This is a genomic window from Nitrogeniibacter mangrovi, assembly GCF_010983895.1.
Lineage (GTDB): Bacteria > Pseudomonadota > Gammaproteobacteria > Burkholderiales > Rhodocyclaceae > Nitrogeniibacter > Nitrogeniibacter mangrovi.
Genome location: NZ_CP048836.1, coordinates 2,168,174 through 2,183,861, shown reverse-complemented (window position 1 = coordinate 2,183,861; position 15,688 = coordinate 2,168,174). Strand labels below are relative to the sequence as shown.

The following is a 15,688-nucleotide window of genomic DNA, read 5'->3' as shown; positions in this document are numbered from 1 at the left end:
CAAGGCTGGGCGAGGTGGCGCGGCGCTCAGTCGCTGCCTTCCGCGCAGGTGTCCCGCGGCAGCTCGAGACCGAACTGCTGCAGCTTCCGGTAGATGGTCGCGCGCGCGACCCCCAGCTCGCGGGCGGTGGCCGACACATTGCCGCCGTTGCGCACGAGGGCCTGGGCAATCGCGGCCCGCTCCGCGCTCTGCAGCGTCAGACCCGGCTCGATCGGGTCGCTCGCCGGCTCCGCCAGATCCAGCGGCAGGTCCTCGAGCCGGATCACGCCGTCGTGGGTCAGGGCCGCGCCGAGGCGCAACACCTGTTGAAGTTCGCGGATATTGCCCGGCCATCGATGGCGTCGCAGCCGCTGCCGGCTGGCGCTGTCCAGCCGAAGCCGTCCGTCCGCGCCGCCCAACTCGTCGAGCAATGCATCGATCAAGGCGTCGAAATCTTCCCGGGCACGCAGTGGCGTGAGCGTGACGCTCAGCCCGTTGATCCGGTAATAGAGGTCCTCCCGGAACTCGCCTTGCTGAACGCAACGCTTCAGATCCCGATGGGTGGCGCACAGGAGTGCGCAGTCGAGCTGCAGCAGCCGCGTGCCGCCCAGGCGGGTGACCGTCCGCTCCTGGATGACGCGCAGCAGGCGGGCCTGGAGAGCCAGCGGCATGTCACCGATCTCGTCGAGGAACAGGGTGCCGCCATTGGCCTGCTCGAACTTGCCCGGCTTGCCATGGCGACTGGCCCCGGTAAATGCGCCGGGCTCGTAGCCGAACAGCTCCGATTCGATCAGCTCGGTTGGAATCGCGGAGCAGTTGATGGCCACGAAGGGGCCATGACGGCGCGGCCCGGATTCATGCAGATGCCGGGCCAGCACTTCCTTGCCGGTGCCGGTCTCGCCGTTGATGAGCACCGGCAGGCCCTGGGCATACACCCGTTCGGCCTGCCATACGGAGCGGCTGGCCTGGCGGTCGAAGCATGGGCGCTGGCCTGCCGCCTCGGCGGCGGGGTGGGAGGTGCCCGCCGGATACATCCGGGGGGTGTCGCGTCGCATCAACTGGACATGCAGGCCGACGCCGTTGTGGCGCCAGAAGCGCGCGGGGGTGTCGGTGGCGCGCAGGGTGTCGAGCATGGCGGTGTGCGTGGTGTCGAGCACCTCGTCGATACGCACCGCGGCGTTCGATTCGAGGCCAAGCAGGTGGCGCGCGTAGGAGGTGGCCCCGAGCACGGTGCCGTGTTCCGACAGGGCGACGACGCCGGCCAGCGGCGAGGCGACGAAGGCCGGGTTGCAGTGCAGGCGGATGAGGGTCGTGTCCGGCAGTGCCTGGACCATGCGGTTCTCGATCGACCGGGCCGCGAGCATGAGCGGCTCGACGATGCCCATGGGGCGCCCGTCGTGACACCGTGATCCGTTGAGCACGCCGGCCACACGACCTTCCGGCGACATGACCGGAACGGCGGCGCAGGAGAAGCGGCGGATCGCTTCGAAGAAGTGCTCGCCGCCGCTGACGACGACCGGCCGGCCTTCGGCCAGGGCGCAGCCCGGGCCACTGGTGCCGGCGATGTGTTCGCTCAGATTCACCCCGGGGCGCAGCGCGGTGACGACATCGCGCATGTCCGGCTTCTCGCCGCCGATCGACGCGACGACACAGCCTTCGGCCTCGATGAAGGCCAGGACCCAGTCCCGGCTGTCGAGGGTGTCGAACAGCCGCGTCATGTCGGGTTGGACATGTTCGAGCAGGATCCGGTGCCGTTCCGACAGCTCGCGCAGTCGTGCGCGCGGGACGGGGTCGAAGAGGATCCGCGCCGATTCGTTGAGGCCGTATTCCCGGGATCGCGACCACGACCGGTGGATGGTCTCCGGCACGTCGTGGCGCGGGATCTCCCGTCCTTCAGTGAACAGGTGCCAGGCATGGCGAAGCGTTTGGTCGAACTCGGTAGTGAACCGTTCCATCTCTCCTCCTTCGCGGTTGACTCAATTTGAGTCAACGTCCCCGTTGCATGACTCAAATTGCGACGTTGCGCGTGGTCTCTCTATCCCGCCATTGGCCGCCCTTTTGTATGGCAGCGCTTTGTTTTGATTGGCGTTTTGCTTTCTGGCATGCACCCTGCAAATGCACAGATGCCCGCCCCGGTATCCGCGCCATGCGCGTGTGGGTCGGTGCGGGCACCAGAAAAAGATACATCGTTACTAGGAGATGATTCAATGAACGATTCCAGGGGGACTGGAAAACGCCTGACCACGCAACGGCGCACCGCACGCGGTCTTTTGGCTGCCATGCTCGGTGCCTTGAGCATGGCCTGCCCGACGGCGCAGGCGGTGGACGTGGATGCGGGGGACTACACGGCGCTGCCCGATGGCACCAATCTGGCCTTGCTCTACTATCAGCATGCCACGCGCGACGCCCTGATCGCCGACGGGCACAAGGCGAATCTGAACGCAGGGCTCGACTCCGACGTCGGCATCCTGCGGGGGGTGCACTTCATGGACGTGGGCGGCTACATCGTCGATCCGCAGTTCCTGTTGCCGTTCGGCAAGCTGAAAGCGAAGGACGACCTGTCCGCGCTCGGCGACGCCGACGGGATGGGCGACCTGATCCTCGCGGCGACCGTGTGGCTGGTGAACGATCCGAAGAGCAGCACCTACTTCGGCATCACCCCGTTCCTGTTCCTGCCCACGGGCGACTACGACAAGCACGATAGCCTCAACCTCGGCGAGAACCGCTGGAAGTTCGCGCTCCAGGCCGGCTACATCACCCAGATCGCACCGAAGCTTCTGCTCGATGTGGTGGCCGACGTCACCGTCTATGGCGACAACGACGACTTCGGCCCGACCGGGGTGACGCTGAAGCAGGATCCGAGCGTCCAGCTGCAGGGCTTCCTGCGCTACCAGATGAGCGACACCTGGGACCTGCGCGCCGGCATCTCGCACACCACGGGGGGCGAAACCGAGGTGGCCGGCGTCAGCCAGAACGACAGCCTCCGGACCACCAAGATGACGCTCGGCACGGCGGTGTTCGTGACGCCGACGGTCCAGCTCATGGCCAACTATGGTCGCGACATCGACGTGCGCAACGGATTGCGTGAGGACAATCGCCTCAATCTGCGCATTCTCAAGGTGTTCTGATCGCAGCATCGCGCCCTCCCGCCCGGGAGGGCGCACGCAAACGGACGGGACGGGTGTATCGTGGCGACATGATCGCCCGCAAATACCTCTACCTGATCGCGCTTGCGCGTGAAAAGCACTTCGGTCGGGCGGCGGCCAGCTGTCATGTCTCGCCTTCGACCCTGTCGGCGGCGATTCGCGATCTGGAAAGCGAGCTGGGTGTGGCCATCGTCGAGCGCGGGCAGCAGTTCGCCGGCCTCACGCCCGAGGGCGAGCGGGTGTTGCGCTACGCCGAGGCGGCCGCCTCGCAGGCCGCCGATCTCAAGCAGGAACTGGCGCAGATGCGCGATGGCGGCCTCAGCGGCCAGGTGCGCATCGGTGTCATTCCCACCGCGCTGACAGCGGTGGCGGCCTTTTCGGCGGCCATGGCGCGACGCCATCCGCTGATCACCCTCGAAGTGTTCTCCATGTCCACCGGCGAGATCCTCAACCACCTGCGCCACTACGAACTCGAGGCCGGGGTCATCTACCTGCGTTCGGCGAACGAGCCGGATCTGGACATCGTGCAGGTGTGGGAGGAGGACCATGTGCTGCTCTCCGGCGCCGCCCATGCCTTCGAGGGGCGCAGCGCCATCAGCTGGCGCGAGGCGGCGGAGCTGAACCTGTGCCTGCTCACCCCCGACATGCAGAACCGGCGCACCATCGACGAGACCTTCGCCGCCATCGGCTGCCATCCCAAGCCGACCCTGGAGACCAATTCCATCGTCAGCCTCCTGGCCCATGTGTGCTCGGGAGGCTGGTCGAGCATCGTGCCGCGCAGCGTGCTCGAGCTGATCGGTACACCCGAGGACATGGTCGTGCTGCCGATGACCGATCCGGCCGTGGCCTGGGCCACCGGTGTCGTTACTTTGCGCCGCGATCCGGTGTCGCCGGCGGTGGAGGCGATGCGGGTGGTGGCGAACGAATTGACCTCCGCGTTCGGAAACGACGAATAGTCGTTCGGAAAAACTCGATTTTCTTGCACAAGCGCTGGCGTTATCGTGTGTCTAACCGCCTCGCGACGCGCCGCTCACCTCGGTTCTCCCTCTTTTCCCAGGAATGGCCTGCGTCTGTGAGGTGGTCCTCACGACAAGAACGGAGACACGGTCCATGAGCGAATTGCATCAGGACGAGATCATCGCGCGCGAGATTGCCGCCGGCCGCGATGCGCCGGGCGCCTTGCTGCCCATCCTGCACGCGATCCAGAACGCGCTCGGCTGGATCCCTCCGCAGGCCACGCGCATGCTCGCCGACGCCTTGCTGCTGTCGCGCGCCGAGGTGCACGGGGTCATTACCTTCTATCACCATTTCCGCACCCATCCACCGGGCCGGCACGTCGTCCAGGTGTGCCGGGCCGAGGCCTGTCAGGCGGTCGGCGCCGCTCGCCTCGAGGCCCATGCCAAGGCCTCGCTGGGGGTGGACTATGGGGAAACCACCGCCGACGGCGCCATCACCCTGGAACCGGTCTACTGCCTCGGCAACTGCGCCTGTTCGCCCTCGGTACGGATCGATGACGAGATCGCCGGGCGGGTCGATTGCGACGGCTTCGACCGCATCGTCGAGCGCCTGCGCGCCGAGGAGGTGAGCGCATGAGCGTGATCGTTTACGTCCCCCTGGACAGCAGCGCCTGTGCCCTGGGTGCCGACGCGGTCGCGCAGGCGATCGCCCGCGAGGCGGAGCGGCGCGGGCTGGCCGTGGAGCTGCGGCGCAATGGCTCGCGCGGCATGTACTGGCTCGAACCGCTGGTCGAGGTCGTATGCGGCGAGCAGCGGCTCGCCTACGGGCCGGTCACGGCCGAGGCGGTGGCGGGGCTGTTCGACGCCGGTTTCCTGTCCGGCGCGGCGCATCCGCTCGCGCTCGGGCCCACCGAGGCCATCGATTTTCTCGCCCGTCAGCAGCGCCTGACCTTCGCCCGGGTGGGCGTTGTCGACGCCCTGTCGATCGCCGAGTACGTGGCCCATGGGGGCTTTGTCGGCCTCGCGCGGGCATCCACGATGACGCCCGAGGCGGTGGTGAAGGAAGTGACCGACGCCGGCCTGCGCGGTCGCGGCGGCGCGGCCTTTCCAACCGGAATCAAGTGGAAGACCGTGCTCGACACGCCCGCCGAGCAGAAATACATTGCCTGCAATGCCGACGAGGGCGACTCGGGCACCTTTTCCGACCGCATGCTCATGGAGGGCGACCCCTATTGCCTGATCGAGGGCATGGCCATCGCCGGGCTGGCGGTGGGGGCCACGCAAGGCTACATCTACCTGCGCTCGGAGTACCCCCGAGCCCTGGACATTCTCGAGAGCGCCATCCGCGCGGCGCGCGAGATCGGCTACCTGGGCAGCAACGTGATGGGTTCCGGCCGCGCCTTCGACCTGGAGGTGCGTCTGGGCGCCGGCGCCTACATTTGCGGCGAGGAGACGGCCATGCTCGAGAGCCTCGAGGGCAAGCGCGGCATCGTGCGCGCCAAGCCGCCGCTGCCGGCCATCGCGGGCCTGTTCGGTCAGCCGACCGTCATCAACAACGTCATCAGCCTCGCCTCGGTGCCGATCATCCTCGCCAAGGGCGCGGCGCATTATCGTGATTTCGGGCTCGGGCGCTCGCGCGGCACGCTGCCGTTCCAGCTCTCGGGCAACCTCAAGCGCACCGGGCTGGTGGAACTGGCCTTCGGCGTCACCCTGCGCGAGCTGCTGTTCGACTACGCCGGCGGCAGTGCGAGCGGGCGGCCGATCCGCGCGGTCCAGGTGGGCGGGCCGCTGGGCGCCTATCTGCCCGAGGACCAGTTCGACACGCCGCTCGACTACGAGCAGTACGCCGCCATGGGCGCGATGATCGGCCACGGCGGCATCGTCGCCTTCGACGACAGCGTGGACATGGCGCAGATGGCCCGCTACGCGATGGAATTTTGCGCGGTGGAGTCCTGTGGCAAGTGCACGCCGTGCCGAATCGGATCGACGCGCGGCGTCGAGGTCATCGACCGGTTGCTCGCCGGCGACGACAGAGGCCGCCAGCTGGCCCTGCTCGAATCGCTGTGCGACACCATGGAGAAGGGTTCCCTGTGCGCCATGGGCGGCATGACGCCGTATCCGGTGCGCTCGGCGCTCAAGTACTTCCCGCGTGATTTCGGCATCGACACCAGTCGCGCGGCCTGATCGCCGCGCCCATGAACCGTCGGCCGCGCACTGCATGACGCGGCCCGCAGGAGACATACATGTCACTTCCGAGAGATCCTGATTTCGGCACCCCCGAGCGGACCTCCCCGCAGTCGGTGAGCCTGTCCATCGACGGGCACGCCGTGACCGTGCCCGCTGGCACCTCGGTGATGCGTGCGGCGGCGCTGGTGGAGTCCAATATCCCGAAGCTGTGCGCCACCGACAGCCTCGAACCCTTCGGTTCCTGCCGCCTGTGCCTGGTCGAGATCGAGGGGCGGCGCGGCTACCCCGCCTCGTGCACCACGCCGGTGGAGGAGGGCATGCAGGTGCGCACCGAAAGCCCTGCGCTCGCCGAACTGCGCCGTGGGGTGATGGAGCTGTACATCTCCGACCACCCCCTCGACTGCCTGACCTGTTCGGCCAACGGCAATTGCGAACTGCAGGACATGGCCGGGGTGGTGGGCCTGCGCGAGGTGCGCTACGGCATGAGTGGTGAAAATCACTTCGACGCCGCGAGCGCCGCGCCGGTGGACACCTCGAATCCCTACTTCGCCTACGACGCGTCCAAGTGCATCGTGTGCAACCGCTGCGTGCGCGCCTGCGAGGAGACGCAGGGCACCTTCGCCCTGACCATCTCCGGGCGCGGCTTCGATTCGCGCGTGGCGGCGGGGGAGAGCGAGGACTTCTTCGATTCCGAATGCGTCTCCTGCGGCGCCTGCGTGCAGGCCTGCCCGACCGCGACGCTGATGGAAAAATCGGTGATCGACAAGGGCCAGGCGGAGCGCAGCGTGACCACGGTGTGTGCCTATTGCGGCGTGGGCTGCAGCTTCAAGGCCGAGGTCAAGGGCAACGAGGTGGTGCGCATGGTGCCGAACAAGGACGGCAAGGCCAATCATGGCCACTCCTGCGTCAAGGGCCGCTTCGCCTTCGGTTACGCCACCCACCCGGACCGCATCACCACCCCGATGATCCGCAAGAGCATCGACGCGCCCTGGCAGAAGGTGAGCTGGGACGAGGCGATCCACTACGCCGCCTCCGAGTTCAAGCGCCTCCAGGAGAAGTACGGCCGTGGCGCCGTGGGGGGCATCACCTCGTCGCGGTGTACCAACGAGGAGACCTACCTGGTCCAGAAGCTGGTGCGCACCGCGTTCGGCAACAACAACGTCGACACCTGCGCCCGCGTGTGCCACTCGCCCACCGGCTACGGCCTCAAGCAGACCCTGGGCGAATCGGCCGGCACCCAGACCTTCGATTCGGTCATGGACGCCGACGTGGTCATGGTGATCGGCGCCAACCCCACCGACGGCCACCCGGTGTTCGCCGCCCAGCTCAAGCGCCGTCTGCGCCAGGGCGCGCGCCTGATCGTGGTGGACCCGCGCCGCATCGACCTGATCAGCGGGCCGCATTTCGAGGCCAGCTACCATCTGAAGCTGCGCCCCGGTACCAACGTGGCCGTGGCCAACGCGCTGGCGCACGTGATCGTCACCGAAGGCCTGGTGGACGAGGCCTTCGTCCAGGCCCGCTGCGAATCGCCCGCCTTCGCGCAGTGGTGCGACTTCATCGCACTCGAGGAAAATTCCCCCGAGGCGGTGGCCGAGCTGTCCGGCGTCGCCGCCGAGGATCTGCGCGGTGCCGCGAGGCTTTATGCCCAGGCGGGCAACGCCGCCATCTACTACGGGCTCGGTGTCACGGAACACAGCCAGGGCTCGACCATGGTCATGGCCATCGCCAACCTGGCCATGGCCACCGGCAACATCGGTCGCTCGGGCGTGGGCGTCAATCCCTTGCGCGGCCAGAACAACGTGCAGGGCTCCTGCGACATGGGCTCCTTCCCCCATGAGCTGCCCGGCTATCGGCATGTGTCCGACGAGGCGACACGCGCCCTGTTCGAGGCCGCCTGGGGCGTGCCCATCGACCAGGAGCCGGGGCTGCGCATCCCGAACATGTTCGAGGCTGCGCTCGATGGCAGCTTCAAGGGCCTGTACTGTGAAGGCGAGGACATCGCCCAGTCCGACCCCAACACCCAGCACGTGGAGTCGGCGCTGCGCGCGATGGAATGTGTCGTGGTGCAGGACCTGTTCCTCAACGAGACGGCCAAGTTCGCCCATGTGTTCCTGCCCGGTTCGAGCTTCCTCGAGAAGAACGGCACCTTCACCAACGCCGAGCGGCGCATCTCGCGGGTGCGCAAGGTGATTCCGCCGCTGGCCGGCAAGGAAGACTGGGAGGTGACGGTGGCCCTGGCCGATGCGCTCGGCTATCCCATGCCGTACGCGCATCCGTCCGAAATCATGGACGAGATCGCGCGCCTGACACCGACCTTCACGGGCGTCAATTACGCCCGTCTCGATGCCCTGGGCAGCATCCAGTGGCCGTGCAACGAGGCGCATCCGAGCGGGACGCCGTTCATGCACGAGGGCGAGTTCGTGCGTGGCAAGGGGCGCTTCATGCTCACCCGCTATGTCGCTACCGACGAGCGCGCCAACAAGCGCTATCCGCTGCTGCTCACCACCGGACGCATTCTCACCCAGTACAACGTCGGGGCACAGACGCGGCGCACGGAAAACACCGCCTGGCATGGCGAGGACCGACTCGAGATCCATCCGCAGGACGCCGAGGACCGCGGCATTCGCGAAGGCGACTGGGTCGGTGTCGCGAGCCGGGCAGGGGAGACGGTGCTGCGCGCCACGGTGACCACCCGGGTCCAGCCCGGCGTGATCTACACCACCTTCCACCACCCGGAATCCGGTGCCAACGTCATCACCACCGACAATTCCGACTGGGCCACCAACTGCCCCGAGTACAAGGTGACCGCGGTGCAGGTGACCCGGGTCGATCAGCCCTCCGCCTGGCAGCAACGTTTCTACAAGAACCGTGACCGCCAGCGGGTGCTGCTGGCCGCCGCGCACACCGAGGAGGCGTAACGGTGCGCCCGGACGAGATCAAACCCGATGCGGCGCTGGCGGACGACGCCGTGCCCGACTGGCCCGACCGGCGCCTGCAACGGGCGCGGGTCGACACCGCTGGCACCTCCGTGGCCAGCGTCGAATGCCTGATCGAAGAGATCCCGGTGGCGCTCGTCTATAACGGCATCTCGCACGCGGTGATGCTGGCGACGCCGTCGGATCTCGAGGATTTCGGCCACGGCTTCAGCCTGTCCGAAGGCATCGTCGCCTCGGCGGACGAGATCTTCGACTGCGAGGCGGTGGCGGTCGAGCAGGGCGTCGAACTGCGCATGGAAATCGCCGGCGAACGCCTCCAGCATCTCAAGGCACGGCGGCGCCAGCTGGCCGGGCGTACGGGCTGCGGGCTGTGCGGCATCGAGAGCCTCCAGGCCGCCATGCCGTCGCCGGAGCCGGTCCCGGCGCGCCCGCCGCTGACCGTGAGCGCCATCCGGCGCGCGCTGAAGAAGCTCAATGCGCACCAGAAGCTGCACCGGGTCACTGGCGCCGCCCACGCCGCGGCCTGGGCATCGCGCGACGGTGACATCGTCCTGGTCCGCGAGGACGTGGGCCGGCACAATGCGCTGGACAAGCTCATCGGCGCGATGGCCTCCGCCCAGGGGCCTGCACCCGATCTCGCCGACGGCTTCGTCCTCGTCACCAGCCGGGCGAGCGTCGAGATGGTGCAGAAGGTGGCCCGCGCCGGCATCGGCCTGCTGGCCGCCATCTCGGCGCCGACGGCGATGGCGACACGCTATGCCGAAGAGGCCGGCGTGACCCTGGTGGCGCATCTGCGCCGGGAACGATTGACCTGTTACAGCCGGCCCGACGGGCTGATCAACGATTGAGAGCGCGCGACATGGATATTCAACACCTGGTGAAAATGGCGAATCAGATCGGCCAGTTCTTCGCGTCGTATCCGGATCACGACGAAGCGCGCCGTTCTATCGGCGAGCATCTGAAAAAATTCTGGGCGCCTGCGATGCGCAAGGCGCTTGCCGAACACCTGGCATCGACCGGTGAGCAAAGTGGCCTCGAACCGCTGGTCGCCGAAGCGGTGCGCGCCTCGATATCGGATCAGATCGGCGCCGGGGCATCATGACCGCGCTGATGGCCTCGGCTTGGATCGGAAGTCCGCCCCGGCTGTTGCCGCATAAAACAGCGATAATTTGTATTATGTAAACTACGATGTACGAAAGGCTCCACCGATTCCACCCTACTACTATTGCGGACTTTGAAGGCTCGACGGCATCGAGGCGAAACGGGACAGATACGGTGACGGCAGTCATGTATTGGCCTGATCCGACACCATGTCGAAAAATGCTCGGGCGGCAGGAGAAAGAGTGCTGTTGCGTTTACGCAGAATCACAATCTTGCGCTTCACTGTCGGGCTGGTCAGCGGGATGCGGCAAATTCCGGGTCGGGCTCCTTCTTCCAGGGTCGAATTGGGCAAGATCGCGGCACCAACGCCCGCTGCGACGAGACCGATGGCGGTTGAAAGGTGGCGTACCTCATAGGTACCGGACAGCTTGATGCCGCGTTTGGCCAACTGGTAATCAAGAAAGACGCGATTCGCACTCATGGTGCTGATCGCGATGAGCTCGGCTTCGTGAAGGTCGGACCAGACGATCTGCTTCTTGCCACTCAGGGGATGCTCTTCCCGGCAAAAGAACATGTACGGCTCTTCGAACAAGAGCGTCTCCTCCAGTTCGACGTGACGCTCGGTCGGCAGCCCGATGCCGAGTTCGGCATGGCCGTGTAGCACCGCGTCTCTGACCTCGAATCCGCTGGCATCGATGATCCGGATGCGGTTTCCTGGATGCGTCTTTGCATAGCGCCGCATGGCGTTGGGCAGCATCTGGGAAGCCATGGTGGGAATGCACGCCAACGTGAAGTTGCCACGCCGACGGCTCGACACGTCCTTGAGTTGATTGACGGCCCGGGTCACATCGCCAACGATGGCTTGCGCCTGCGGGAGAAACTCGCGGCCAACAACCGTCAGTTCGACGTAGCGCGTCGTCCTGTCCAGTAGTCGCAAGCCAAGATAGGCCTCGAGCTTCTGTAGCCGCCGGGTCAGTGCCGTCTGCGTCACATGGAGCTGTTCGGCCGCTTTGCTGAAACCACCCAACTCGGCGATCACGACAAAAGCCTGGATCCCGTCAAAGTCGATCTTCATGGCGACACCTCAATAGATTCAACTTATGCAAGTATAGAATCAATACCACCATTTATTGCATTTCCTTCAGTCTCTGCTCCCCTCTAACATGCAATCAAACAAAGCAGTAGGAAGGAGACAAACCGGATGGAAAGGATACCCTGCGTTCTGATGCGAGGCGGCTCGTCAAAGGGCCTGTTCTTCCTCGCTCAGGACTTGCCAGCGTCGACGGCGGAGCGTGATCGCTTGTTGCTGGCAGCCATGGGTTCTCCGGACCTGAGGCAGATCGATGGCATGGGCGGCGGAGACAGCCAAAGCAGCAAGGTGGTGATCGTCGGACCCTCGAGCCGACCCGGCGCCGATCTCGAACACCTGTTCGCGCAAGTATCGGTGGCGCGAAATTTCGTGGACGTACGCCCCAACAGCGGCAACATGCTCGCAGGCGTTGCACCTTTTGCCATCGAGGCGGGCCTGGTCCGCGCCTCGTCGCCGACCACGCGTGTCCGCGTACTCAACCTGAACAGCGGCAAGATTGCCGAAGTGACCGTGCGCACGCCCGGCGGCAAGGTGACCTACGAAGGCAGCTTCCAACTCGACGGTGTCCCCGGCAGTTTCGCCCCGATCGAACTGCGCTTTCTCGAACCGGCCGGAACCGGCACTGGCATGTTGCTGCCGACGGGTCGGGCCCGCGACATCATCTGTGGCGTCGAGGCGACCTGTATCGACTGCGCGATTCCACTGGTTCTCGTCAAGGCCGAAGCGCTCGGCAAGACCGGTCACGAGTCGAAAAAAGCACTCGACGCCGACACGGTGTTTTCGGACCGTCTCAAAGCGATCCGCCTGGACGCCGCCAAGCGGATGGGACTCGAGGACCACCAGAGCGTTGCCCTGCCCAAGATCGCCATCGTGGCCTCGCCACGCAGGGGCGGCAATATCGCGGCGCGCTACTTTTCGCCGAAATGGTGCCATGCCACCTTCGGCATCTCCGGCGCGGTGGCACTGGCCGCCGCCTGCCATGTCACGGGCTCGGTGGCAGAAGATCTGGTCGAACTCGACGCCCAGCAATTGGGCCGCATCGCCATCGAACACCCGAGCGGTTCCATGACCATTCACCTCGAGATTCGCGGTCACAACGACCACGGAATACCGGTATTCGACTCAGCAAGGGTCGTGACGAGTGCACGTCCCTTGCTGACCGGTTGCGTATTCGCCCGTCCCGGGCGCCATGTTCCACAAACCGGCCAAGTCAGCTCGGCAGCGTAAGCGCGATCGAGGTTTCTGGTCAGACCTATTCCGATAACAGGAGACAAACCATGAAGCGAATCTTTGCTATCACCGCAGCAGTCGCCATGCTCACTTCCGGCGCCGCGCTGGCACAAGACGAAATCGTCATCAAGTTTTCGCACGTTGCGGCGGCCGATACCCCGAAGGGCCGCGCAGCCGAATTCTTCAAGGAGCGTGCCGAGGCGCTCACCAAGGGCAAGGTCAAGGTAGAAATCTACCCCAACAGCATCCTTTACAAGGACAAGGAGGAGCTCGAAGCCCTGCAGCTGGGTTCGGTGCAGATGCTTGCGCCCGTGGCCGGGAAATTCGGTCCGGCCGGCGTGAAGGAATTTGAAGTCTTCGACATGCCCTACATCTTCCCGGATACCGAATCGCTGCATCGCATCACCCACGGACCGATCGGTGCATCGCTGCTGAAGAAGCTCGAGCCGCGCGGCATGGTCGGTCTGGCTTTCTGGGACGCGGGTTTTCGCGTGCTGAGCTCCAACAAACCGATTCGCACGCCGGACGAGGCCAAGGGGCAGAAGATTCGCGTCAACTCCTCCAAGGTGAACCAGGCGATCATCCGCTCGATCGGCGCACTGCCGCAGAGCATGGCGTTCTCCGAGGTCTATCAGGCTTTGCAGACCGGCGTGGTGGACGGCACGGACGGCAACCTGCCCAACCTCTACACGCAGAAGCAGTACGAGGTGCAGAAGTACGCAACGCTCACGCACCACACCTACAGCGGCTACGTGGTGGTGGTGAACAAGCCTTTCTGGGAGAAGCTGCCGGCCGACATCCGCGCAAGCCTCGAAAAAGCGGTCGATGAAGCGACTGCCTTCAACGAGAAGATCGCCGAAGAGGACGAAGCCACCGCGTTGGCCGCGATCAAGGCTTCCGGCAAGACGGAGATCCACGTCCCGACGCCGCAGGAGAAGGCGCAGTGGGTCGAGGCCATGGCCCCCGTGCAGGACGAACTCGCCTCGCGCGTCGGCAAGGATCTTGTCAGCGCAATCCGCAAGGAAACGGGCGCCGAGTAAGGCTAGCGGGCGGGACGGCCACAGCGGCCGCCCGCGCCCTCGATTTCCCTGAGAGGTTCCATCATGAAATTTCTTGACGCCCTCGAGGAGTGGCTCATCACGTTCCTGATCGGGGCGGCGACGGTCATCACCTTCCTTGCGGTGGTTCATCGCTACGCGAGCGGATTCGCCATCCCCGGCCTGCAGGACTGGCTCATTTCCATCAACATGGCCTGGGCGCAGGAACTGACCATCATCATGTTCGTCTGGATGGCCAAGTTCGGTGCCGCCTATGGCGTGCGAACCGGCATCCACGTCGGTGTCGACGTACTGATCAACCGGCTCTCCGACAAGCTGCGCTTCAAGTTCATCGTCTTCGGCCTGCTCGCGGGCGCCCTGTTCACCGGCATCATTGCCACGGTGGGTGCGCAGTTCGTGTGGGACAACGGTGCCCACTACTCGATCTTCAGCAGCCTCGGCCTGGACACCGGAGATGCGCTCGAAGGCCCGACCACGGTCGATCTCGAATGGCCGACCTGGATCGTCTATTCGGCCATCCCGCTCGGCAGCGCCCTGATGTGCTTCCGCTTCCTGCAGGTGTGCTGGTCCTTCATCCGAACCGGCGAGTTGCCCCATCACGACCATGGCCATGTCGACGGCATGGACGACATTGACATGGGCGTCGAGGCACCCGATCCCAGCGACGTCTATCCGCGCGATCTGGACCACGGGCAACACGAAAAGAACGGAGGCTCGAAATGAGCACAGCCATCATCTTTGCATTGCTGCTGGGGCTCATGGTCACTGGCATGCCGATCTCGATCTCGCTCGGTCTGACCGTGCTGAGTTTCCTCTTCTTCATGAGCCAGGTGCCGATCGAAAGCGTGGCCCTCAAGCTCTTCACCGGCATCGAGAAGTTCGAGATCATGGCGGTGCCCTTCTTCATCCTGGCGGGCAACTTCCTGACCCACGGCGGTGTCGCGCGGCGAATGATCAACTTCGCCACCTCGATGGTGGGACACATGGCCGGCGGCCTCGGTCTGAGTGCGGTGGTGGCCTGCGCGCTGTTTGCCGCGGTCTCGGGTTCGAGCCCGGCCACGGTGGTGGCGATCGGCTCGATCCTGCTGCCCGCCATGGTCAAGTCCGGCTATCCGGTCAAGTACGGCGCCGGCGTGGTCGCCTCGGCGGGCGGCCTCGGCATCCTGATTCCGCCCTCGATCGCGATGGTCATGTACGCGGTATCGACCAACAGTTCGATCGGTGCGCTCTTCATGGCCGGTGTCTTCCCGGGCCTGGTGCTGGCCAGCATGCTGCTGTTCACCACCTGGTGGCTGGCGCGCAAGAACAATTACCCGCGCGCACCGCGTGCGACTTGGGCCCAGCGCGTCAAGGCCTTCCGTGAATCGATCTGGGGCCTGCTGCTGATCGTGGTGGTGATGGGCGGAATCTACTCCGGCATCTTTACTGCCACCGAGGCGGCGGCGATGAGCGCGGTCTATGCCTTCGTGATCGCGGTGTTCGTCTATAAGGACCTCAAGCTGAAGGACCTCAAGAAGGTGCTGATCTCGTCGGCCAACCTGTCGGCGATGCTGCTCTACATCATCACCAACGCGGTCCTGTTCTCCTTCCTGCTCACCAACGAGCAGATCCCTCAACAAATGTCGGGATGGATCATCGACAGCGGGCTGGGCACGATCGGCTTCCTGCTGCTCACCAACATCATCCTGCTGGTCGCGGGCAACTTCATGGAGCCCTCGTCGATCATCCTGATCTTCGCGCCGATCCTCTTCCCGATCGCGACGAGCCTGGGCATCGACCCGGTGCATTTCGGCGTGATGATCACGGTGAACATGGAGATCGGCATGATCACCCCGCCGGTCGGCCTCAACCTCTACGTGGCCAGCGGCATCACCAAGCTCGGCATGACCGACATGAGCAAGGCGGTCGGCCCCTGGCTGCTGACCATGCTGGTGTTCCTCGCCATCGTCACCTACTGGCCGCCGCTCTCGCTGTGGCTGCCGAAGACCCTCGGAATGATGTGACG

The 15,688-nt window shown here is 65.4% G+C and carries 13 protein-coding genes; 11 read left to right on the top strand and 2 right to left on the bottom strand.

Going from position 1 to position 15,688, the window contains the following annotated elements; genetic code table 11:
- Nucleotides 1–26 precede the first annotated feature (26 nt).
- A complete protein-coding gene (locus tag G3580_RS10000) occupies nucleotides 27–1,934 on the bottom strand; it encodes a sigma-54-dependent Fis family transcriptional regulator (RefSeq protein WP_173765125.1) in 1,908 nt (635 codons plus the stop codon).
- A 252-nt stretch (nucleotides 1,935–2,186) separates the two neighbouring features.
- Here G3580_RS10000 and G3580_RS09995 point away from each other — a divergent pair, with 252 nt between their 5' ends.
- The 7 genes from G3580_RS09995 (at nucleotide 2,187) to G3580_RS09965 (ending at nucleotide 10,306) form a co-directional block, all read left to right on the top strand.
- Complete coding sequence (locus G3580_RS09995) at nucleotides 2,187–3,107, top strand: transporter (RefSeq protein WP_173765123.1); 921 nt, start codon at nucleotides 2,187–2,189, stop codon at nucleotides 3,105–3,107.
- A gap of 68 nt (nucleotides 3,108–3,175) precedes the next feature.
- Nucleotides 3,176–4,081 (top strand): LysR family transcriptional regulator, encoded by a 906-nt coding sequence (locus G3580_RS09990; RefSeq protein WP_173765121.1) that lies wholly within the window; start codon nucleotides 3,176–3,178, stop codon nucleotides 4,079–4,081.
- Nucleotides 4,082–4,235: 154 nt separating this feature from the next.
- Entirely contained in the window at nucleotides 4,236–4,718 is a 483-nt protein-coding gene (locus G3580_RS09985) for a formate dehydrogenase subunit gamma (RefSeq protein ID WP_173765119.1), read from the top strand.
- Nucleotides 4,715–6,265: a formate dehydrogenase beta subunit gene (locus tag G3580_RS09980; RefSeq protein WP_173765117.1), complete on the top strand. Its 1,551-nt coding sequence runs from the start codon at nucleotides 4,715–4,717 to the stop codon at nucleotides 6,263–6,265. Before G3580_RS09985 ends, G3580_RS09980 begins: the two co-directional genes overlap by 4 nt.
- Nucleotides 6,266–6,324: 59 nt before the next feature.
- Nucleotides 6,325–9,186 carry a formate dehydrogenase subunit alpha gene (gene fdhF / locus G3580_RS09975; RefSeq protein WP_173765115.1) on the top strand — a complete coding sequence of 954 codons (2,862 nt, stop codon included), beginning with the start codon at nucleotides 6,325–6,327 and terminating at the stop codon, nucleotides 9,184–9,186.
- 2 nt (nucleotides 9,187–9,188) lie between these two features.
- Nucleotides 9,189–10,052, top strand: a complete 864-nt coding sequence (fdhD, locus tag G3580_RS09970) for a formate dehydrogenase accessory sulfurtransferase FdhD (RefSeq protein WP_228720628.1) — start codon at nucleotides 9,189–9,191, stop codon at nucleotides 10,050–10,052.
- Nucleotides 10,053–10,063: 11 nt separating this feature from the next.
- Complete coding sequence (locus G3580_RS09965; RefSeq protein ID WP_173765113.1) at nucleotides 10,064–10,306, top strand: formate dehydrogenase subunit delta; 243 nt, start codon at nucleotides 10,064–10,066, stop codon at nucleotides 10,304–10,306.
- A gap of 183 nt (nucleotides 10,307–10,489) precedes the next feature.
- Here G3580_RS09965 and G3580_RS09960 read toward each other — a convergent pair whose 3' ends face one another.
- Complete coding sequence (locus tag G3580_RS09960; protein ID WP_173765111.1) at nucleotides 10,490–11,380, bottom strand: LysR family transcriptional regulator; 891 nt, start codon at nucleotides 11,378–11,380, stop codon at nucleotides 10,490–10,492.
- A 126-nt stretch (nucleotides 11,381–11,506) separates the two neighbouring features.
- Between G3580_RS09960 and G3580_RS09955 the strand changes: the two genes are divergently transcribed.
- Genes G3580_RS09955 through G3580_RS09940 form a run of 4 tightly spaced genes read left to right on the top strand, consistent with a single transcriptional unit; the run spans nucleotide 11,507 to nucleotide 15,686 of the window.
- Nucleotides 11,507–12,622, top strand: a complete 1,116-nt coding sequence (locus G3580_RS09955) for a 4-oxalomesaconate tautomerase (RefSeq protein ID WP_173765109.1) — start codon at nucleotides 11,507–11,509, stop codon at nucleotides 12,620–12,622.
- 50 nt (nucleotides 12,623–12,672) lie between these two features.
- Nucleotides 12,673–13,665 (top strand): DctP family TRAP transporter solute-binding subunit, encoded by a 993-nt coding sequence (locus G3580_RS09950; protein ID WP_173765107.1) that lies wholly within the window; start codon nucleotides 12,673–12,675, stop codon nucleotides 13,663–13,665.
- 60 nt (nucleotides 13,666–13,725) lie between these two features.
- The gene (locus tag G3580_RS09945) at nucleotides 13,726–14,406 is read left to right on the top strand and encodes a TRAP transporter small permease (protein WP_217424665.1); all 681 of its coding nucleotides are present in this window, start codon (nucleotides 13,726–13,728) and stop codon (nucleotides 14,404–14,406) included.
- Complete coding sequence (locus G3580_RS09940; protein WP_173765103.1) at nucleotides 14,403–15,686, top strand: TRAP transporter large permease; 1,284 nt, start codon at nucleotides 14,403–14,405, stop codon at nucleotides 15,684–15,686. The genes G3580_RS09945 and G3580_RS09940 overlap by 4 nt, the downstream gene beginning before the upstream one ends.
- The last annotated feature ends 2 nt before the right edge of the window (nucleotides 15,687–15,688 follow it).